Annotated in this window: 18 protein-coding genes; 5 read left to right on the top strand and 13 right to left on the bottom strand. The window is 32.9% G+C overall.

Features of this window, described 5'->3' with window-relative positions:
* Positions 1 to 13: 13 nt before the first annotated feature.
* From LPB302_RS07505 to LPB302_RS07450, 12 genes are all read right to left on the bottom strand, one after another.
* Positions 14 to 829, bottom strand: a complete 816-nt coding sequence (locus LPB302_RS07505; RefSeq protein ID WP_053974142.1) for a purine-nucleoside phosphorylase — start codon at positions 827 to 829, stop codon at positions 14 to 16.
* 16 nt (positions 830 to 845) lie between these two features.
* Positions 846 to 1460 carry a TIGR04282 family arsenosugar biosynthesis glycosyltransferase gene (locus LPB302_RS07500; RefSeq protein WP_053974143.1) on the bottom strand — a complete coding sequence of 205 codons (615 nt, stop codon included), beginning with the start codon at positions 1458 to 1460 and terminating at the stop codon, positions 846 to 848.
* Between the two features lie 44 nt (positions 1461 to 1504).
* Positions 1505 to 1996: a rhodanese-like domain-containing protein gene (locus LPB302_RS07495; protein WP_053974144.1), complete on the bottom strand. Its 492-nt coding sequence runs from the start codon at positions 1994 to 1996 to the stop codon at positions 1505 to 1507.
* A 5-nt stretch (positions 1997 to 2001) separates the two neighbouring features.
* Positions 2002 to 2829, bottom strand: a complete 828-nt coding sequence (locus LPB302_RS07490; RefSeq protein ID WP_053974145.1) for a metallophosphoesterase family protein — start codon at positions 2827 to 2829, stop codon at positions 2002 to 2004.
* Positions 2817 to 4148 (bottom strand): sodium:solute symporter family transporter, encoded by a 1332-nt coding sequence (locus tag LPB302_RS07485; protein ID WP_053974146.1) that lies wholly within the window; start codon positions 4146 to 4148, stop codon positions 2817 to 2819. The genes LPB302_RS07490 and LPB302_RS07485 overlap by 13 nt, the downstream gene beginning before the upstream one ends.
* A 1-nt stretch (position 4149) precedes the next feature.
* On the bottom strand, positions 4150 to 5589 hold the full coding sequence (locus LPB302_RS07480) for a SusD/RagB family nutrient-binding outer membrane lipoprotein (RefSeq protein WP_053974147.1): 1440 nt from the start codon (positions 5587 to 5589) through the stop codon (positions 4150 to 4152).
* A gap of 9 nt (positions 5590 to 5598) precedes the next feature.
* A complete protein-coding gene (locus LPB302_RS07475) occupies positions 5599 to 8793 on the bottom strand; it encodes a SusC/RagA family TonB-linked outer membrane protein (protein WP_053974148.1) in 3195 nt (1064 codons plus the stop codon).
* Positions 8794 to 8855: 62 nt separating this feature from the next.
* Positions 8856 to 9533: a TIGR04282 family arsenosugar biosynthesis glycosyltransferase gene (locus LPB302_RS07470; RefSeq protein WP_053974149.1), complete on the bottom strand. Its 678-nt coding sequence runs from the start codon at positions 9531 to 9533 to the stop codon at positions 8856 to 8858.
* Between the two features lie 45 nt (positions 9534 to 9578).
* Positions 9579 to 10634, bottom strand: coding sequence for an arsenosugar biosynthesis radical SAM (seleno)protein ArsS (gene arsS, locus LPB302_RS07465; protein WP_053974150.1), 1056 nt, complete (start codon positions 10632 to 10634; stop codon positions 9579 to 9581).
* A 124-nt stretch (positions 10635 to 10758) separates the two neighbouring features.
* A complete protein-coding gene (locus LPB302_RS07460; RefSeq protein WP_015481123.1) occupies positions 10759 to 11094 on the bottom strand; it encodes an arsenosugar biosynthesis-associated peroxidase-like protein in 336 nt (111 codons plus the stop codon).
* Between the two features lie 36 nt (positions 11095 to 11130).
* Positions 11131 to 11841, bottom strand: coding sequence for a DUF547 domain-containing protein (locus LPB302_RS07455; protein ID WP_053974151.1), 711 nt, complete (start codon positions 11839 to 11841; stop codon positions 11131 to 11133).
* A 53-nt stretch (positions 11842 to 11894) separates the two neighbouring features.
* Positions 11895 to 12596, bottom strand: a complete 702-nt coding sequence (locus tag LPB302_RS07450; RefSeq protein ID WP_053974152.1) for a queuosine precursor transporter — start codon at positions 12594 to 12596, stop codon at positions 11895 to 11897.
* A gap of 137 nt (positions 12597 to 12733) precedes the next feature.
* On the opposite strand from LPB302_RS07450, the gene fabD reads away from it, so the two are divergent.
* On the top strand, positions 12734 to 13618 hold the full coding sequence (gene fabD / locus LPB302_RS07445; RefSeq protein ID WP_053974153.1) for an ACP S-malonyltransferase: 885 nt from the start codon (positions 12734 to 12736) through the stop codon (positions 13616 to 13618).
* A 114-nt stretch (positions 13619 to 13732) separates the two neighbouring features.
* On the top strand, positions 13733 to 14155 hold the full coding sequence (locus LPB302_RS07440; RefSeq protein ID WP_053974154.1) for a hypothetical protein: 423 nt from the start codon (positions 13733 to 13735) through the stop codon (positions 14153 to 14155).
* Positions 14156 to 14219: 64 nt separating this feature from the next.
* Here the strand turns inward: LPB302_RS07440 and LPB302_RS07435 are convergent, their stop codons facing one another.
* Complete coding sequence (locus LPB302_RS07435) at positions 14220 to 17054, bottom strand: M16 family metallopeptidase (RefSeq protein WP_053974155.1); 2835 nt, start codon at positions 17052 to 17054, stop codon at positions 14220 to 14222.
* Positions 17055 to 17170: 116 nt separating this feature from the next.
* Between LPB302_RS07435 and LPB302_RS07430 the strand changes: the two genes are divergently transcribed.
* The 3 genes from LPB302_RS07430 (at position 17171) to LPB302_RS07420 (ending at position 21644) form a co-directional block, all read left to right on the top strand.
* Positions 17171 to 20122: a leucine--tRNA ligase gene (locus tag LPB302_RS07430; protein ID WP_053974156.1), complete on the top strand. Its 2952-nt coding sequence runs from the start codon at positions 17171 to 17173 to the stop codon at positions 20120 to 20122.
* A gap of 119 nt (positions 20123 to 20241) precedes the next feature.
* Positions 20242 to 21012, top strand: a complete 771-nt coding sequence (locus tag LPB302_RS07425) for an enoyl-CoA hydratase/isomerase family protein (protein ID WP_053974157.1) — start codon at positions 20242 to 20244, stop codon at positions 21010 to 21012.
* Between the two features lie 35 nt (positions 21013 to 21047).
* Entirely contained in the window at positions 21048 to 21644 is a 597-nt protein-coding gene (locus LPB302_RS07420) for a hypothetical protein (RefSeq protein WP_143032672.1), read from the top strand.
* The last annotated feature ends 83 nt before the right edge of the window (positions 21645 to 21727 follow it).

Below are 21727 nucleotides of genomic sequence, written 5' to 3'. Positions count from 1 at the left end.
CAGAAAGGTACAATTACAACTTAGCTAGCACCTCTTTGAATAGTATAATCATTTTAGGTTCTGCTTGGCCAGCAATAGCAATAATTTCAGCAATGTCTACAGGTTGTAAATTCTTAGGATCACATTCATCGGTTAATACAGAAATTGCTGCACAAGGTAAATTTAATTGCTTGGCCACAATTACTTCTGGCACAGTACTCATTCCTACTGCATCTACCTCCAAAATTTGCAACATTCTATATTCGGCTCTAGTTTCTAATTGCGGCCCTAATACACTTGCATACGTTCCTGAATGCAGTTGAATGTTATTTTCGGTTGCGATTAAATTCAGTGCTGTATTCATCTTTTTTGAATAGGGTTCAAGCATATCTGCAAAGATGTTTCCGAATTCATTAGCGCCTTTAAAAGCTAAAGGTGAGCTGCCTTGTAGATTAATATGATCTTCAATCAACATTAAATCGCCTTTGATATAATCTAAGTTAATAGCACCTGCTGCATTAGAAATTAATAAATGCTGAATGCCTAAGCCATGCATGGTACGTATACCATATGTAACCTCCCAAGGCGTATATCCTTCATACAAATGAAAACGCCCTGACATCACCACAACCATTTTACCAGACAATTTTCCGTAGATAATTCTACCTGAATGGAATTCTACTGTAGCAATAGGAAAGTTAGGAATATCTGTATACGCAACCTCTTTTAATATTTCAATTTCGTCTACCAGTTTTCCTAAGCCAGTACCTAATACAATACCTACCTCTGGAGCAGTGATGCCTTGTTCTTTTAAAAAAGTGATTGTTTCTTGTAATTGTGCTGCTTTCATAATGCGCTAATGTATTTTATTTTTTAGTGTGGATAAAGCGATTCATAATCTCTGGGATGCCTTCAATATCCTCATACAAATCTATATCATTTTTAGTTTCTAATAACTTTAACTGTTGATTGGTTAAATTGGCTAAGGTATCTTTTTGAACTGTGGATGTACCCCATTCTTTATCATGAAAAACAGATGGATGCAAGCTATTCATACCTAGTAGGTAATAACCACCATCTTCTGCTGGCCCAAGAACTACATCATGATTGTCTAATGTACGAAAGGCATAATCTATATTTTCTGAGGATAAATCGTATAAATCGCTACCAATGATTAGCACTTTTTCGTAACCTGCTTTAAATCCTTGCTCAAAAGCATACTGCATTCTATGCCCTAAATCCTCTCCTTTCTGAGCAAATTTTTGATAAGTTTCAGTATCCCAAATATCATTGTCTCTCACTTTTACAGAGTAGTAAACAGCTTTGTCTGCGTTTACTTTACGCGACTCATCTCTAGTTTTTTCTAGAAGAAATTTATAAATTTCTAAAGCAGTTTCATTACCAACTGTTTTAGCCAAACGCGTTTTTGCTTTCCCTAATTCCGGGTTTCTTGTAAAAATAAGTAAGAGGTTTTTATGCATAAATGGGTATTGCTTTATTCTGATTTGTAATTACGCTACTAACATTAATACACTTTCTTCCCTTTTTGAAGCCATTTGCTCCAACTCTTGTTAAATGTATGTACTTTTTCTGTAGGGTTTCCTAAAGTATCTACCACTTTAAAGTTGGCGTTTTTCCATTCAAAAATACCCCCATATAAATTATACACATTGGTATAACCTTCTTGCATTAATTTATGTGCTATTGTTTCTGAGCGAATGCCTAATGAGCAATACACTACAATTTTTGCGTTTTTATCTTTGGGTAGTTTAGGTAAAGTTTGGTCTATTTTAAAATCATCATACCCTACTCGAATGGCATTTTTTAAATGACTCACGTCAAATTCCTTTTGATCTCTAGCATCTAATAAAATAGCATCAGTTTTCGGTAATGCTAAGGTTTCTACAGACATGTAAGGTACATTTCTCTTATTCCATTTTTCTAATAACTTGTCTAATTTATGCTGACCAAAAGTTGCAGTACTTACAAATATTACTAATAAAACGATTTTTCTCATAATGTTTATAATTGTATCCCAAAACCTTGCAAACCACTTTCTATGGCAGGTAAAATTTCAGTGTTATCCCAAATTCCAGTAACAATGGTTCTCGAATATTCTTTGGGTAATAACCCATTTTGCATGAGTTTACTGGTTAATTTGTAGTTGTAATTTAAGGTTTTATGTGTAAAAGACAAAGTAGATTGAGTATCGTCTACAATAGCATACCAAACTGAAGGGTTACCATCATTGGCAGGCATGCCAATAACACCTGGATTTAACCATAGTCGTTTGTTTTGCTCATGATGAAAAGGTAAACCACAATGCCCAGCCACAATTACATTACTTTTTGTAGCCTCAAAATTAGGTTGTTTTACTTGCCAAGGAGTAGATTTAAAAATAAACTCAGAAACATTAAAGTAAGAACCATGTACGACACTTACTTGTTTATCAGCATAGCTAAAGTTGATGTAATTAGGCAGTGTTTTTAAAAAATCTAACGAGTTTTCAGAGAGCTTGCTTTGTGCATAAGGATACCACAATTGCGAAAAACCATCACATCTAGAACCTTCTCTAAAATCACAACCACAATCATCTGCATTTTCCCTTAATTGTATTTCTACATTACCTACAATACTTTTTACACCCCACAATTTAAAAAGTTGCACGGTTTCTTCAGGTTGAGCACAATAGCCCACAATATCTCCAGTACAAATACAGTTTTCAGGAGCTATGTCTTCTTGTTCTGCAATTTGTTTTAAAGCTTCTAATGCTTGTAAATTGCTATATACACCACCAAATAGCAGCATTTTGCCTGACTTTTTGCCTAAATTTTCTGTTATCTGATCCATTTTGGTATAAAATATAAAGTGATACAACTAGCAATTCCCCAAAGATTTACCCAGAGTAAACTGGCATATTTACCTTCCGTAAAAATGAGTGCTTTCGGAAAAGCATCAAACACCAAGAGTATTCCAAAAATTAGGCCTGCACCTACAGAGAGGTAAAAACTAATTTTAGGAACCTTTTGTTTCCAAAATATAAAAATAGGTGTAAGACCAATAACCATTGTTCCAGAAATTGTGGTAGCAGATAAAATTTCTGCATTTAAAAATACAGGAATTGTACCTAAAATTGCAACAGCAATCATGGTTAACCTTCCAAAAGAAACAGATTTACCCAGATTTAAATCGATTGCTATTAATTTAGAAAATGACGAAAAAGTGGAGTCTAGGGTAGAGGCTGCAGAGGTAATCATGATAAAATTAATGACTAATAGAAGTACAATACCAAATGCTTTACCAACTTCTATAGCTGCTTCCCCCTCTAAACCTTGAGTTTGTGCATAAATACCAATAAAGCTAAAAAAGATGATACAAATTGCACCTAAAATACTCGCCCAAATAAAACTTTTACGCGTTATTTTAGGGTTGCTAATAAATCCGCGATCTGTAAGAACAGGGTCGTGAAAAGGATAGCTGAACGATTGTAAGAGGGCTGCAAAAAATAAGTTTAGCCCTAACTCAAAACTCCAAGCTCCTGAATTGGCAATTTTTTTCGCAGAAAAATCATCAGTAGCAAAAAGTGTAGCAAGAATTACAATCAATAAAACTGCAAACAATATCATTTGGATGACATCTGTAAAAATAGAACTACTCAATCCCCCTTTTAAGGCATAACTTAAGGTAAGTACTGTGAATATTAAAATGGCCCAATAGTAAGAGCCACTGCCAACATCACCAAAATAATTGCCAATAACCATAGTGTTACTCCAAACCTCATTAAACAAACGAAAGGCGATTAGAATAGAAAAAATAGCTACAGCTCGTCGCCCAAATTTTGAACTTAAAAAATGGTGAATACTGGTAAAATTACCCTGAGTTCTTAATTGATAAATAATAACCCCAGCTACAGCAAAGGATAGGTAATAACCAGCATAAGCAACACCACCCACTAAACCAAAGGCCATACCTAAATTGGCAGCGTTGGTAATACTTTTCGCAAAAATCCAAGAAATGATTAAGCTACCTGTTAAGACTAGTGTGTTAGGTGCTTTCTTTTGATGAACTGCTTTAAAGAATTCATCTGTAGTTTTTGCAAGAGGTGATAAAAAGAACAAGATAATACTTGAACAAATGACCAACCCCCATTGCCAATTAATTACATCCATATTATTCGTTCCACCATACGTTTACATCTAAACTATTGCCATTTGTTGCAGCAGCTGCTGCACTATAGTTCTCTTGATTTAAAGTTGCAGCTTCTGCTGGATAAGGCATTCTAACAGGTATTAATCCGTTATTTAAACTTGCAGAAACATTTTTAAGTACAGGAAAACCTGTTCTTCTGTATTCAATCCAACCTTCATATCCTTGAATGATAGAAGCAATCCATTTTTGAGTGATAATTTGAGCCAAAGGCGATGTACCTGCTGCATTGTAATTGGCATTCCCTAATAAATAGTTGGCTGGTAAAGTAGTATTCCAATACTCGAAAGCTTGTCTTACACCCTCATTATATAAGGTTTCTGCATTTGCAGTAATCAACCCTTTTTCAGCAGCTTCTGCTAATAAAAAGCTAGTTTCCCAAGCTGTCATAAAATTAGCATCTAGGGTAGAGGTGTCTTCTCTAAAGGCAGTTCCTGAAAGCGAATAATCTGCCAAGGCTATTGATGTTGTCGAAGAATTGATCCCGTTAATTAATCCATTGTAATCATTACCTGTAGCATTGGCAAAAGGCCTAAAAAAGGTGTTAATTCTTGCATCATCAAGATCAACTAAGATTTCTTCCATAGTTTCAGAAAGTACAAAGTTGTTGAAATCACCAACTCTTAATTGCGCTAACCTAAAACTGTTAGGATCTGAATTGGTAAAGTCAAATACGGCATTGTTACTATTACTGGTTATGTAATTGCCCTGATTATATAGCGTTTGCAATTGTGCTGCAACATCTACTTTTTTAGAAATACGAATGAGGTATTTTATTTTTAAAGAATTTGCAAACTGAATCCACGCTTGTAGGTTTCCATCAAACAAAATATCACCTTCTAAAGCAATTGAACCAGTGTAGGCGTTGATAGCTGCAATACCTTTGTCTAAATTGTCTAGAATTCCGTTTTCATTTTGATAAATGTCTTCTTGTAAATCGTACTTAGGGGTTACTGTGCCTTCTACACCATTAAAGGCTTCAAAGTAAGGTACATCTCCAAATAAATCTGTTAAACCAGCAGCCATATATGCTTTTAAAATTAAGGCAGGACCTTCATAAACTGCAAAAGCACTAGTTGTTTTACTTTGATTTAAAATAATTTCATTGTCTCTTAAATTGGTGTAAAAAATAGACCAAGGGTTACCTCCTAATTGCGGACTTTTTAAATCGTGTCTATCAAATAAATTAAAGTCTAAAGCTGTTCTGTGTTGCCCTAACAAATCACCAGCTACAAAACCTTCATAACTCATTTGTTCTCCAAAGTCATAGATTACTTGTCTTAACAACAAACTTGGTTGTACAACTACAGGTGCATTTGGATTGGTATTAATTTCTTCAAAATCTTTAGTGCAACCTAACAAGGTAAACGCTAAAATTAAAAGTGTATATATTATTTTTTTCATGTTATTGTATTAGAAATTGAAACCTACTTTAAAACCTAAACTTCTGCTAGTAGCATAACTCATATCTTCTACACCACTTACAAAACCATTGCCTTGTACAGCCAATTGTTCTGGATCGAAATGCGGATTTTCTGTAATCACAAAAAGGTTGTTTCCAATAAAAGAAAAGCTCATGCTAGAGGTGTCTTTTAAACCTAAAAAGCCTTCTTCTAAATTTAAAACATACCCAAGTGAAACCTGACGTAATTTTAAAAATGAAGCATCATATACATTGTTTTCTTCATGGTTTCTGTCGTAAAATTGTCTGTAATAACTCTCTGCAGACACAGCAACAGTGTTAGGCTGCCCAGTGTTTACATTTACACCTTGAGCCACAATACCTGCATCTGGTCTAAAAGCAGTTTCTGCCAATTGCCCACCAACATTACCTAAAGCTCTTGTCCTCGACACAATTTCTCCTCCTTGTCTCCAATCGAATAAGAAACTTGCATTCCAATTTTTATAACGGAAAGAATTGTTCCAACCTAAAGTAAAATCTGGATTGTAATTCCCGATTTTAATTAAATCATTATTGGCAATGTATCTTCCATTATCATCTAATAAAAATTCGCCATCCCCATTTTTTTCATATCCAGTACCATACATATCCCCAATTTGTCCACCTTCTTCTACCTGAAACCAAACAGTTTGATTGGCACTATTGTAAATTCTACTGTAAGCCAACGTTAAACGCCCATCATTTTGAGGTAAATCTTTGATTACAGATTTATTACTAGCAAAGTTAAAAGTAGTATTCCAAGTAAAGTTTTCTGTTTGTATAGGTGTCCCTCCTAAGATAATTTCTACACCACTTGTTGTTACTTTTCCACCATTAATTACTTGCTGATTATAGCCTGATGAGATTGGAATGGGTAAAGAAATAATTTGATCTTTTGTAGTGGCATTGTAATAGGTAAAATCGATGTTCAATCGATCTTTAAAGAAACGCAAGTCTGCACCTAACTCATAAGAAGTTGTGATTTCTGGTCTTAAATTAGAATTCGGAATAAAGTTTTGGTTGCTAAATGTTGGCAGACCATTAAAAGGAGTTTGCGAAGCAAATGCACCTGAAGTTTGGTAAGGGTTTGTATCATTACCTACTTGTGCAATACTTGCTCTAAGTTTTGCAAAAGAAATACTTGAAGGTAACTCTGTATAATTAGACAATATAAAACTAGAAGATATAGATGGATAAAAGAAAGACGTGCCATCTACAGAAAAAGGAGTAGCTAGTGCACTAGACCAATCGTTTCTACCTGTAATATCTACAAATAAATAATCTTTGTAGCCGAATTTAGCAATTCCATATAAGGAGTTAATGCGTTTCTTTGATTCGAATTCAAATACCTCTAAAGGAGAGGCAGCATTGTTTAAACTAAAAATACCTGGTTGTGCTAAATTGGTAGTTTGTGTTTGTTTGGTGCTTGCGTTTTGATCTAATCTGTTTCCTCCAAAAGAAACATCAAAAGAAATATCTCCAAAATTGTTATTGTAATTGATTAAGAAATCTGTATTTACCTCTCTGTAAAAAACATCGTGCTCTGCATAAGCTCCGTTTTTAAAACGGTTACTACTAAAATTACGTTTTAGCGCTCTCTTTTCAGAGGAATAGTCCATTCCTGAACGTAAAGAAACACTTAACTGATCTGTAAATTGATGCTTAATAGCAATATTCCCAAATACACGATCTCTGTTGAATGAGTTTGTGTTTTCCTGAAGGATAAAAAATGGATTATCGAAAAATGTATAGTTAAATGAGTATTGCTGAACACCCTCTAAACCAGGTTGCCAATAATTACGCAAGCTATCGATGTTTAAAGACCTTGGCCCCCAAGCAACTAATGAGTAATTTGCATTTTCACTACCATAACCATTAGCAGGTCTGTTGTCTGAACTAGAATTTACATAGTTTACAGAACTTGTAATGCGTGTTTTTGGTGATGGATTAAAGTTTACTTTTAAAGCTGCTGTTTTTCGTTCTAAATTTACACCAGGTATAATAGATTCACTGTCTAAATCTGTAATTGATAATCTGTAAGATCCTCTTTCAAAACTGTCATTGATAGCAATATTGTTAATTGCAGTTACCCCTGTTTGATAAAAATCTTTTAAATTATCTGGATTAGATTTAAACAAGGTTGGTGTTATTGTGTTGCCTGAATACAAAGAAGTATCACCACCTCTTACTACAGTTCCATCTGCCAAGGTTACTGGAGAATCGAATTGTGCAATTAAATTTCCTGCATCTAATCTTGGCCCCCAAGAATAAGTAATATTGTCATTAACACCACCTCCTAAACCATCTACATACTCAAAATTACCTGAGTTTCCTTGGCCATATTCATTCTGAAATTCAGGCAAACGAAAAGCAGAATCGAACGTAATAGAAGAGTTAATACTTACGCCTAGACCTTTCTTTTTACTACCATCTTTGGTGTTAATTACTATAACACCATTAGAAGCACGAGTACCATATAGAGCAGCAGCACTTGGCCCTTTTAAAACGGTTATGGTTTCAATATCATCAGGATTTACTTCCATTGCTCCATTACCAAAATCAATTTCTTGAAAACCAGCAGCAGCTTCATTGGTGAAATTAAATACAGAGTTGTTATTAATAGGTGTACCATCTACCACAAAAAGTGGATTGTTGTTCGAGAACGAGGCTTCTCCACGAATGGTAATTTTAGAAGATGAGCCAACTCCTGTAGCTCCTTGAGAAATAGTAACACCTGCTAATTTACCTGCTAAATTGTCTAAAAAGTTTACGGTTTTTACATTTGTAACTTCTTTCGCTTTTATTTCTTGAACTACATAACCTAGTTCTTTGGTTTTTCTATTTAAACCTAGAGCAGTTACTACAATTTCATCTAAATTGGTTTCAATTTCTTCTAATTGAACATTGATAACTCTTTGAGTACCAATATTTATTTTTTGTGTTTTGTATCCTAAATAAGAAAAGGTTATTACTTGATTGGTGTCGGATATAAAAATGGTGTACACTCCATTTATATCTGAAGTTGTTCCGTTTTCTGATGAGGAAGCTATGGCTACAGATGGTATTCCCATTCCTGTAGTTTTATCGGTTACTGTACCCGATATTTTAATTTGTGAAAAACTGATGCTAGTGGCCAACAGTATAATCCACATAAAAATATGTTTCATTAAATAGTAATTTTTTGTGTAAAAGTATTTTGATTGAGGTGTTGCAATAGCAACGCATTGAATTACGCCAAAAGGTAAGGTGAACCTTTGTTGTAATGTAATTCATTGGTAAAATAGCAAAGACTATTTTCTAAGTGATAAAATAAAGATTGATGAACTGCAACTAAACGCTTTAATAAAACTAAAAGTTGTGCAGTAATTTTATAACGACTTTCTATGATTTTAGAAATATCTTCTTTAGCATCTATGTCGTTTAACAACTCTAAATACGCTATAGAAATATTCTTAGCCGAAGATATTTTAGAGATATAAGAATTTAAACGATTGGTTTGCCAAGGTAATTTTAAAAAGGTGTTTTTATTAAAGTGTGCTTTTTTAATACCCATTAAATAAAAACCACCATCTTTAGAGGGCCCTAACACCAAATTGTTTTGTGCTAATTGTTGTGCGCTTTCTATTATATGACGTGTTTTCAAATGTGGAGTGTCATTACCAATAGTAATTACATTCTCAAAACCATTGCTAAAAACAGCAGCAATTGCATTCGAAAAACGTTCGCCAAAATCGGCTCCTTCTTGATTCTTTTCTGAATAATGAAAATAAGGCAAGCCTGTTTTTTGAACCTTTTTTAAGGTAACTTTATTCAGTTCAGCAATAACTTCTGTAGAAAGAAATGATTTTCTTTCAGCATCTTTTTCGGCTGAATTTGCAAAAATTAATATGGCAGTGTTTCGAATCAAATGTTGTTTTATTTTCTCATTTTGGGGAGAAATTATTGATTAATATTATGCAACTACACCTTGACAGCTGCTCCCTGCACCTGCAGTACAGCCATAACAATGTTGGTTGATAATAATGTTTCTGTCTTGTAATAATTCTTCATTATAATCAGAAACGTGTTTTACTTTACTGGCTACTTTTAAATTTAGCATTTGGTTAAAATCGCAATCATATAGCCAACCATCCCAACTAATAGAAATGGTATTGGTACACATTACATTTTCTACAGCTGCAGGATTGTATGCATCTAGCAAAGAATGCATATAATCTTCATAATTGTCTGAGGCAATTAAGTAATCTAAAAAACGACTGATTGGTAAATTGGTGATGGCAAAAAGATTATGAAAGTCAATGTCAAAATCAGCTTTCAATGCTTTTTTGAAATCGGCTTCTAAAGCTTGTTGATCTCCAGGTAAAAAAGCGCCAGAAGGATTGTACACCAAGTCTAGTTTTAAATCAGAACCTGGCATTCCATAACCCACAGCATTTAGCTCTTGTAGGGCTTTAATTGATTTATCGAAAACACCATCTCCTCTTTGTTTGTCTGTTTTTCCACGTGTCCAATGAGGCATAGAAGACACCACATGTACATTGTGTTTTTTAAAGAATTCAGGTAAATCGTAATATTTTTTATTAGCTCTAATAATAGTTAGGTTAGAACGAACAATAAAATCTTTAATACCTGCTTTAGAAGCTTCTTCTACAAACCATCTAAAATTAGGATTCATTTCAGGAGCTCCACCAGTTAAATCTAAGGTATGTGCTTCTGTCTTTTTAATCACCTCCAAACATTGCTGCATGGTTTCTACAGTCATAATTTCTTTACGATCTGGACCAGCATCAACATGACAATGTTCACATACTTGGTTACACATATAGCCCAAATTAATTTGAAGAATTTCTAATTTTTTAGGACGTAAAGGAAACTGATTGGTTTCTTTTATTTTTTTTGCAAATGTTGGCAACTCACCATTAGCGAAAATTCCGTTTGAAAGAATTTCCATTTGACGAGATGTATTTGCGATGTCGTTATTTCTTGCTTTTAATGATTTTGTAGCCATATTTTAAGCTGAATCTAATTCAGAATCTTTTTTAGGTTCTTTAATTTATGTACGAAGAAAGATGTTTTGTGGTTTTTGTATAAGCTATTTATGGTAAAACCAAGAAACTTTTTGGTTGCTCTGCTTACATTTCTAATTTGTTCACTTTGTTCATCATTTGAACACCATGAACTAAGGTTGCACCACTTTTAATTGCAGCCCCAACATGAATGGCTTCCATCATTTCTGGTTTTGTAATACCTCTTTGTAAACCATCTTTTGTATAAGCATCTATACAATAAGGGCATTGTTCTGTATGTGCTACAGCCAATGCAATTAATGATTTTTCACGAGCGGTTAATGCTCCTTCTTCAAAAACTTTTCCATAATAATCGAAAAACTTGTTTCCTAATTCTTCACTCCATTCTGTAATTTTGCCAAATTTTCTCAAATCAGCAGCATCATAATATGTTTTAGACATAAATTGAATTTATTTTTAAAAGTTGAAAGATAGTAATTATTTACTGTTCAATCTCCAATCGTATTTCAAATACGAGACTTTTGCTTTTGGGTTAATTTCGGTGTCAGCATACTTATTTAAATAGTCGATTACACTACCATTTTTTGTAAAATCTGCCTTAAACCAATCAAAAATTGATGAAATTTGAACTTTCTTTTTACCTAGTTTATTTCTTGAAGAATCGTTGATGAATTCTTTCATTAAGGTTTCTAAAGCAGCATCAACATTTGAAGCAGTAAAAGCTTTGTTTAAAATTTTAGGGCAAGAGATAGATGCACAGTTTACACCTACATGAATTCTTGGGTCAAAGTACTTTTTTCTTAAAATATCATGTTCTATTTGATCTAAAGTATAGGTTTTACCACCCACTTTTGCAAAAGGAAATTTCCAAGCTGTTTTTCCTTCCTTTTTAATATCCATGATAGAGTTTAAAGGGTAGTTTTCTAAAATCAATTTTATGGTATATGCATTGTAAGCATTAATCCAAAATGCTTTTTGTTGATTTTCAGACCATGATTTATCCGAATTTGTATTTTCTAAATACGTAAGATATGTGTCTAGTTGTGCTTCATCAGCCTTAAATGCTGCATAGTCTACAACTCCTTCATTAGTAACATGTTTTTCTAATAAATTCGAAAAGATTGAGGTCTGTGCTTGCACTTCCACAAAAGCGATAAGTACAAAAAGGAGCATAAATATTTTTTTCATGATGGTTTTGTTTCTTTTTTAGACGAATGAACTTTAAGAAGTTTACAAAAAAGTTAATCTAATATTTCTTCGTTTACTTTTAAGTTGAATCGTTTTCTAAATGCATAGACAGCTGCATATAATAAGGGTGTGTCTAAAGCAGCAATCATCATTTTAAAAAGTACTCCACTTAATAATAATCCCCAGAACTTATTCCAATCTATAATATCAAAAGAACAAAGCAATAATAGTACAGTCATGGTATCTATAAACTGAGAAGAAAATGTAGAAAAGTTATTTCTTAACCATAAGTGTTTGCCTTTGGTGAGGTTTTTCCAAAAGTGATAAACTCTTATATCTATAAATTGTGCAAATAAGTAGGCTAACATAGACGCTAAAACTGCTAAAGGTGCAGCTCCAAAAACTTCTATAAACGTAGAATCATTTACTTGAGACCAAGAAGTTGCAGGTACTTCTTTAGAAACGTAAATTATTAATAGCGAAAAGAACGATGCAAAAATACCTGCAATAACCACTTCATTTGCTTTTCTTTTACCATAAATTTCAGAGAGTATATCTGTAATTAAAAAGGTAATTGGGTAAGGTAGTAAACCCACTGAAACTTCAAATAATTTTACATCAAACACTTCTAGTTGAAAAGGATACCAATAAAAAAACTTTTGAAAAATTAGATTGGATGTAACTAAAGAAGCTATAAAAAGAGCTGCTAAGATGAGATAAATTCGGTCTGCAGCAAGTTTGTCTTTTTTATTCATATAAACGAAGTTACAAATTTTGATTGAAGATAGAATTGTAATGAGCCTAAGAATGCTTAAGATGAAGCTCTAACTAAATTTCATTATTTTTGTCGCTTTCAAATTTAAAAAAGAATTCAACGAATAAATAATTTACAATGAAAGCATATATTTTTCCAGGACAAGGAGCACAATTTACAGGAATGGGTTTAGATTTATACGAAAACTCTGACTTGGCAAAAGAGTTGTTTGAAAAAGCCAATGATATTTTAGGTTTTTCTATTACAGATGTCATGTTTACTGGAACAGCAGAAGAACTAAAAGAAACAAAGGTAACACAGCCAGCAATATTTTTACATTCTGTAATATTGGCTAAGGTTTTAGGTGATACTTTTCAACCAGAAATGGTAGCTGGTCATTCTTTAGGAGAATTATCTGCTTTAGTAGCCAATGGCGTTTTGTCTTTTGAAGACGGATTACGTTTGGTTTCTAAAAGAGCTTTAGCAATGCAAAAGGCATGTGAGCAAACTCCATCTACGATGGCTGCAGTTTTAGGTTTAGAAGATGCAGTTGTAGAAGAAACTTGTGCAGCAATAGAAGAAGGTGTAGTAGTTGCTGCAAATTACAATTGTCCTGGTCAGTTAGTGATTTCAGGAGATGTGGAAGCAGTAAAAAAGGCCTGTGAAGTATTAACAGAAAAAGGAGCAAGAAGAGCTTTATTGTTACCTGTTGGAGGAGCGTTTCATTCACCTTTAATGGAGCCTGCTAGAGAAGAATTGGCAGCTGCAATAGAAGCAACTACCTTTAACGAACCAACTTGTGCTGTGTATCAGAATGTAGCAGCAATGGCTATTACAGATGCAGCAACCATTAAAAGTAATTTAATAGCACAATTAACAGCACCTGTAAAATGGACACAATGTATACAAGCTATGGTTGCAGATGGTGGAACTGAATTTATAGAAGTAGGGCCAGGAAAAGTATTACAAGGTTTAATGCGTAAAATTGATAGAAGCGTTACTGCAAGTGGAGCGTCTTTATAAAAATTAAAGCTTAGTTTTTCCCTTTTAAGAGGTAATTTTCCTTTTCAGCAAGTTAAAATTGGGTAAAGTAGAAGATATCATTTTATTTACAGTAACCAATTAAAACCAAACAAGATGAAAAACAAAACAAACAAAGTATTAGGGTTATTACTATTTATAAGTGCTTTTGTATTTGTAGGTTGTGAAGATGATGCAACAGATTTTGATAGACCTTTAACCATAACAGAAAAGGTAGCTATTTTAGAAAGCCAAGAATGGTTATTAAAAGGCTTTGAAGAAAGTGTAATGCATACATTTTCTAATGGAGAACGTTTTACTTATTATGCTGTAAATAATGAATTTACAGAGGATGCTATTCCAGGTACAGAAGATTATACAATTTCTGGAGATCTGTTAACGATGGATTTTCATTTTGGAAATGTAAAAACCTATGAATTGGTTTTTTCTTGTAACAATACTATTGTAGAATTTTACAGTGCAGGTATTTTACAAAGCACTTTGTATCAAAGAAACTCCAATTACCAAAGTTGTTTATAATCAAATTTAAAAAAGGCTTTCAATTCATATTGAAAGCCTTTTTTAATATCTCTATTTTATAAGGTTATTCCTTAATTTTTTCTTGACGTTTGTTTAAAAGTACAGGTTCTCCATAACCTAATTCTTTCATTCTGTCTAATTGCGTTTCTGCATCTCCAACAACTAGCCAAATCATTTTATTCGGATTTACATATTTATTGGCTAGTTCTTTAATTTGTGCTTTTGTCATGTTGTTTACAATAGCTTCTCTGTCTTTTACATAATCAGATTCCCAACCATATGCACTCATATTAGAAAGCATGTTTAATTTAGCTCTAGATGTTTCAAAGGCTCTTGCATTACTTTTAATTAAAAAGCTTTTTGTTGTTTCTAAATCTTTATCAGAAAATGTATTTGGATAGTCTTCTAAAATTTGTTTTACAGCTTGTGCAGATTCTAAAGTAACATTACTTCTAACTCCACTAGAAATGGTAAAGGCACCTTTTGCATTTGTACCAGAAAAACCAGAACGAATACCATAAGTATACCCTTTACCTTCCCTTAATTCTTGTGTTAATCTAGAAGCAAAACCTCCACCACCTAAAATATAATTCATGACAGTAGCAGGATAAAAGTCTTTGTCTGTTGCTGCTAATGCAGGTGCTCCAAATTGTAAAACAGATTGTTTTGCATTAGGAATGTCATAAAAATAAACAGTAGGCTTAGTTGGTGCTTCTGGTGTTTTGTATTCAGGTATGTTTACTTCTTTGGCAGCCCAATTATCATTTAAATCTTCTAAAGAAGCTGTTACTTCTGCTTCTGAAATATCACCTACTACCAACATTTTTGCAACAGAAGGAGAAATATTGGTGTTGTAAAAATTCTTTACATCTTCTAAAGTAATGTTTGCTACAGAGGCTGTGCTTCCTAAGTTGTTTTTAGCACGCATGTTGTCTTTACCATAAATCAATTCATTATAAGTGTTTCTAGCCACAGCATTAGGACTCGCTTCCTGCTGACGTAAACGTGCAATTGTTGCTTTTTTTAATAAATCGAATTCATTAGCATCAAACCTTGGTTGTAACAACATCTCTTTTACCAAGGCCAAAGTTTTATCATAATTCTTAGCTAAAGTAGTAGCGCTAATGGTAATGTTTTCTGTGCCTGAATACACATTAATAGAAGCTCCTAATTCTTGAATAGCCTCTTCTAACTCAGGTACAGTTTTGTTTTCGGTTCCTTTTTCTAATAAGCTAGCTGTTAAATTTGCTAAGCCTAATTTATCCATAGATTCCAATAACTGTCCACCTTTAACACTTAAATTAAAACGTACTAAAGGAACTTCGTCATTTTCTATTCCGAATATTTTTAATCCATTATCTAAACTTGCTTTGTACACATCAGGTACAGCTAAAGAAGGCGTTTCTCCATATTCTGGTTCTATACTTCTGTCAAATGAAGAAGGAGTTTTATCATAAGTAGCTGCTATCTTTGGGTCGAAATTTTCTTCTGCTCCAATAACAATTTTCTCTTCAACTATATTGGCCATCTCTGAACCTGTTAAGGCTAAATCAGCTTGATTTTTAGGTACAAAACTAGTTGCAATAAAGTTTTTACCTTTAATGTACTTGTTGTACACATTCATTACATCTTCTGTAGTTACAGCTAAAGTACTGTTGATGTCTTGAGTTACAAAACCAGGATTACCAGTATACGTATTATAAGAAGCTAAACCAGTACCTTTCCCTAAAACACTAGATAAACTGCCATAAAAACGAGTTTCTTGGCCAGCTTTAATTCTGTTTAAATCTTTTTCTGAAATACCCTCTTCTTCAAATTTTGCAAAAGCTTTTTGAATTCCGTCTTTAATTTCATCTAATTTTATTCCATTAAAAGCCCTTACGATTAATTGGGTTTGTCCTGCCAATTCAGAAGTATAATTGTACATGGTGGTGTTTGATGTTAATTTTAAATCATCAATTAAAACCTGATTAAAAGGTGCTTTTTTACCATTGGTTAAATATTGCGTTAATACTTCTAAAGCATAAGAGTCTTCATGATACTGAGCCACACTTGGCCAAGCCATTGTTAATTGAGGAACTCTTGCAAAATTATCTTCATAATACAATAGTTTTGTCTCTGTTACATTACCCGATCTTTTTTCTAAAGCTTCAATTTCTTCACCTCTAGGAATTTCATCAAAATATTTCTTCACCCATTTTGTAGCTTGCTCAATATCTATATCTCCAGATAAAACTAAAGTAGAATTGTTAGGTACATACCATTTTCTAAAAAAGGTTTTAACATCATCTAAAGTAGCATTCTGTAAATCTTCTAAAGAACCAATAACTTGCCAGTTATAAGGATGATCTTTTGGGTATAAATTTTTATCAATTACATATTGATTGTGGCCATAAGGTCTGTTGTCTATACTTTGTCTTTTCTCATTTTTAACAACTTGTTTTTCTTTTGCTAAAACTGGGTCTGTAACAGTGTTGATGAAATAACCCAACTTGTCAGCCTCAGCCCAAATCATTTTTTCTAAGGCATCTTTTGGCACAGTTTGCAGGTAATTTGTTCTATCTCTAGAAGTAGAACCATTAGCACCTGAACCTCCAATTCTTGCACTCATTTTATCTAAACCACCTTTACCTAAGTTTTCTGATTCTAAGAAAAGTAAATGTTCAAATAAATGTGCAAAACCTGTTCTACCTTCAATTTCTCTTGCAGAACCAACATGAACCATTAATTCTACAGCTACAACTGGATCTGATTTATCTACATGAAAGACAACATCTAAACCATTGTCTAATTCAATTTTTTTATAATTTACGCTTAACTCTTTTGTTTTCTCTTCAGAAGGTGTTTTACAACCAACTAAGCCAACAGTTACTAATAAAGCAATAAGTATTTTTTTCATTTTGGATGGATTTATGTTGCTAATTTACAAAATGATTGTAAGAGTAGAATTGTTAAAATTCGAATTTATTCTTTCATAGAATAAACGTAAATTTGCAGGCTTAAAATAGAGATAAGATGCAATACAATCATCAAGAAATAGAGAAAAATTGGCAAAAATATTGGGCAGAGAACCAAACATTCAGAGCCTCTAATAGCTCTGATTTACCTAAATATTATGTGTTAGATATGTTCCCTTATCCTTCAGGAGCAGGTTTGCATGTTGGGCATCCTTTAGGGTATATTGCTAGTGATATTTATGCACGTTACAAACGTCACAAAGGTTTTAATGTATTGCATCCACAAGGTTATGATTCTTTTGGATTACCTGCAGAACAATATGCTATTCAAACAGGGCAGCATCCTGCAAAAACTACAGAAGAAAACATAAAAACGTATAGGAGGCAATTAGACCAAATTGGGTTTTCATTTGATTGGAGCAGAGAAGTGCGTACTTCAAATCCTGAGTATTATAAATGGACTCAGTGGATTTTTATTCAATTATTTAATTCTTGGTATAATAAAGATACAGACAAAGCAGAAGACATTTCTACTTTAATTTCAGTTTTTGAAAAAGATGGAAATGCCACTGTAAATGCAGTTTGTGATGATGAGGTTATTTCTTTTACTGCTGAAGACTGGAGTGGATTTACAACAACTCAAAAAGAGGAAATTTTATTACAATATAGGTTAACATTTTTATCTGATACAGAAGTAAACTGGTGTCCTGCATTAGGTACAGTTTTAGCTAATGACGAAATTGTAAACGGAGTTTCAGAAAGAGGAGGTCATCCTGTTGTTCGTAAAAAAATGACACAATGGTCTATGCGAATTTCTGCATATGCACAACGTTTGTTAGATGGCTTAAATACCATTGATTGGCCTCAACCACTAAAAGACTCTCAAACCAATTGGATTGGACGTTCTCAAGGAGCAATGGTTTCTTTTAAAGTAGATGGTTTTGATGCGAAAATAGATGTATTTACTACAAGACCTGATACTATTTTTGGAGTAAGTTTTATGACATTAGCTCCAGAACATGAGTTGGTAGCACAAATTGTAACAGATGAACAAAAAGATAAAGTAAACGCTTATATAGAAGCTACTGCAAAACGTTCTGAACGTGATAGAATGGCTGATGTTAAAACCATTTCAGGTGCGTTTACAGGAGCATATGCAATTCACCCTTTTTCTGGTGAAAAAGTACAAATTTGGATAGGAGATTATGTGTTGGCATCTTATGGAACAGGTGCTGTTATGGCTGTTCCTTGTGGAGATCAACGTGATTATGATTTTGCAAAACATTTCGATATTCCTATTCCTAATATTTTTGAAGGTGTAGATATTTCTGAAGCAGCACATGCAGATAAAGAAGGCACTGTCATTGCTAACTCAGACTTTTTATCAGGATTAAAATATAAGAAAGCCTTAAAATTGGCCATTTATGAAATGGAAAAAAGAGGCTTTGGTTATGGAAAAATAAATTACAGATTACGTGATGCAGTTTTTAGCAGACAACGTTATTGGGGAGAGCCATTTCCTGTATATTATAAAGAAGGTATGCCTCAAATGATTGATGCTAAACACTTGCCAATTGTTTTGCCAAAAGTAGAAAAGTACTTGCCAACAGAAGATGGAAAGCCTCCTTTAGGAAATGCTGATGTTTGGGCTTGGAATTCTGAAACTAACAAAATTGTGAGCAATGATTTAATTGATAATGAAACTGTGTTTCCATTAGAATTGAATACAATGCCTGGTTGGGCAGGAAGTTCATATTACTTTAATAGGTATATGGATCCCCAAAATGATACTGAAATTGCTTCTAAAGAAAATTTAGACTATTGGCAAAATATTGATCTATACATAGGTGGTTCAGAACATGCAACAGGTCATTTATTATATGCACGTTTTTGGCAAAAATTCTTGTTTGATAAAGGCGTACTTCCTGTTGATGAGTTCGCAAAAAAGTTGATAAATCAAGGAATGATTTTAGGAACTTCTGCTTTTGTTTATAAGGCTGATGCTTTTGTAAAATCAGGTTGTTCCTTAAGTAGTTCTTTTGATGACATTAAAGCAAAAATTCCTTTATTATTTGTTTCTAAAGATTTGTTTGCAAATGATGATGAATTCGAAAATGTAGTTATTGAATATTTATTAGACAATAAAATTGTTAATCAGCAAGAATCAGAATTATTGACGATTATAAAAAGCGGAATTCATTCTGATGTGTCATTTGTAAATGCTTCTGATGAGTTAGATATTGAAGCTTTTAAAAATTGGAGAGCTGAATATAAAAATGCTGAATTCATTTTAAACGAAGGTGTATATAAAGTTGGACGTGAGGTAGAAAAGATGTCCAAATCTAAATACAATGTGGTTAATCCTGATGATATTGTTGAAGAATATGGAGCAGATGCTTTGCGTTTATTCGAAATGTTTCTAGGGCCTTTAGAGCAAACTAAGCCTTGGAAAACTTCTGGTATTTCTGGTGTTTCATCATTCCTAAAGAAATTATGGAAATTGTATTTTAATGGAGATCAATTTGAAGTTTCAGAAGAAAAAGCAACCAAAGACGATTTAAAGACTTTACACAAAACCATTAAAAAGGTAGAAGAAGATATAGAGAATTTCTCTTTTAATACATCAGTTTCTACTTTTATGATTGCTGTAAACGAGTTAACTGCTTTAAAATGTAATAAGCGTGAAATTTTAGAGCCCTTATTGGTGCTATTATCACCTTATGCACCACATATTACAGAAGAATTATGGAGTTTGTTAGGCGATAATGAATCGATTTCAACAGCGCCTTTTCCTCTTTTTGAACCAAAACATTTGGTAGAGAGTGCTAAGAATTACCCAATTTCTTTTAATGGTAAAATGCGTTTTACATTAGAACTTCCTTTAGATTTGTCTAAGGAAGAAATTGAGAAAACAGTAATGGCACACGAAAAAACACAAGCACACTTGCAAGGTAGAACACCTAAAAAAGTAATTGTTGTGCCAGGTAAAATTGTAAATATTGTGGGTTAATATTTTTTAAATTAGCCTAAGTTATAAAGAATACCTTAAAGTCATTATGCTAGCATAATGACTTTATTTTTACATTGATTTTTCATATTTAATAACCTACTTTTGATAAAACTTTAGACATGACTACTACAAGACAAAATGGAAGTTTATACACCAATATTCAAGGAGATATTGCAACCATAGAATTTGGACATCCTGCAAGTAATTCATTTCCAAGTGAGTTGTTAGATCGTTTAGCAAAAGAGTTTGATGCCATTTCTAATAATGATGCAGTTGCTGTAATTATCTTAAAATCTGAAGGAGAAAAAGCATTTTGTGCAGGTGCTTCTTTTGATGAATTAGTAGCTATTCGTAATTTAGAAGAAGGCCAACAATTCTTTTCAGGTTTTGCAAATGTGATCAATGCAATGAGAACCTGTAGCAAATTAATTATTGGTAGAGTTCAAGGAAAAACTGTTGGAGGAGGAGTAGGTTTAGCTGCAGCTTGTGATTATGTTTTAGCTACAGAAGCAGCTTCCATAAAATTGTCTGAATTAACCATAGGTATTGGTCCTTTTGTTATAGAGCCAGCTGTAAAGCGTAAAATAGGTTTAGCAGCTTTAAGTGAATTGACTTTAGATGCCACCAATTGGAAAAATGCCTATTGGGCTAAAGAAAAAGGATTGTATGCTAAAGTTTACGAGAACATGAAAGAATTAGATCTGGAAATCGACTTTTTTGCACAAAAATTGGCATCTTATAATTCGCAAGCATTGGCTGAAATGAAAAAAGTACTTTGGGAAAATACCGACCATTGGAAAGAGTTACTGATAGAAAGAGCTCAGGTTTCTGGAGAACTAGTGTTATCTGAAGCTACTAAAAAAGCATTGGCCAAGTTTTCTAAGAAGTAAAATAATTTAGTTTAAGCATAATATAGAGGATTTTAATGAAAATAAGAAAGAGATATATACTACTCATTTTAATTGCCTTACTGCCTTTGTTATATTTGGTTCATCCAGATGATTATTGCTATGGAGTTACTGAAATAATAGTAATTGGTAGTTTTGTTTTGCTGTTTGTGGTTGTGTTTTTGGTAGTACTCTTTAATAACTTATATGGTATTGCTCTTAAAAAAGAGCTATTTAATTATAGGCCTGTTTTAATTGCAGCAGTGTATACAGTAGTCTTATTAATTTTATTAAATTTTCATGATGATAATGTATTTAAAACACCAAAATTAGCTTTTAAAACGCCAAGTACATCAAAGGCTAATTTGAGGCTAACACTTTTTACAAATAAAGACTTTGAGTTAAAAACATTATACAAAACATATAGATGCATAAATAAAGGAACGTTTACCATAAAAAACGATTCTATTTATTTACGATTTAACAAAAAATACGATCACAATACTGTAATGGATTCTGTCTATTTTTACAATACAGGTCAAGGATTTATAACACCTAGTACTATAAATAATACTAAGCTATATCAAGTAGAAGATTTATCAAAAAAAGAAAAATATAAATATTTTTCTAAATAATTATTTTTATATTTGCACGTGGTTTTTAATTAAACCACACTTTTTCTTTTTCATAGCAATTTTCCCACTCATATTGTGAGTGG

Source organism: Polaribacter dokdonensis, from assembly GCF_024362345.1.
GTDB classification, from domain to species: Bacteria; Bacteroidota; Bacteroidia; order Flavobacteriales; family Flavobacteriaceae; genus Polaribacter; species Polaribacter dokdonensis.
The sequence above is the reverse complement of the archived record's forward strand: the minus strand, read 5'-3'. Positions and strand labels throughout refer to the sequence as shown.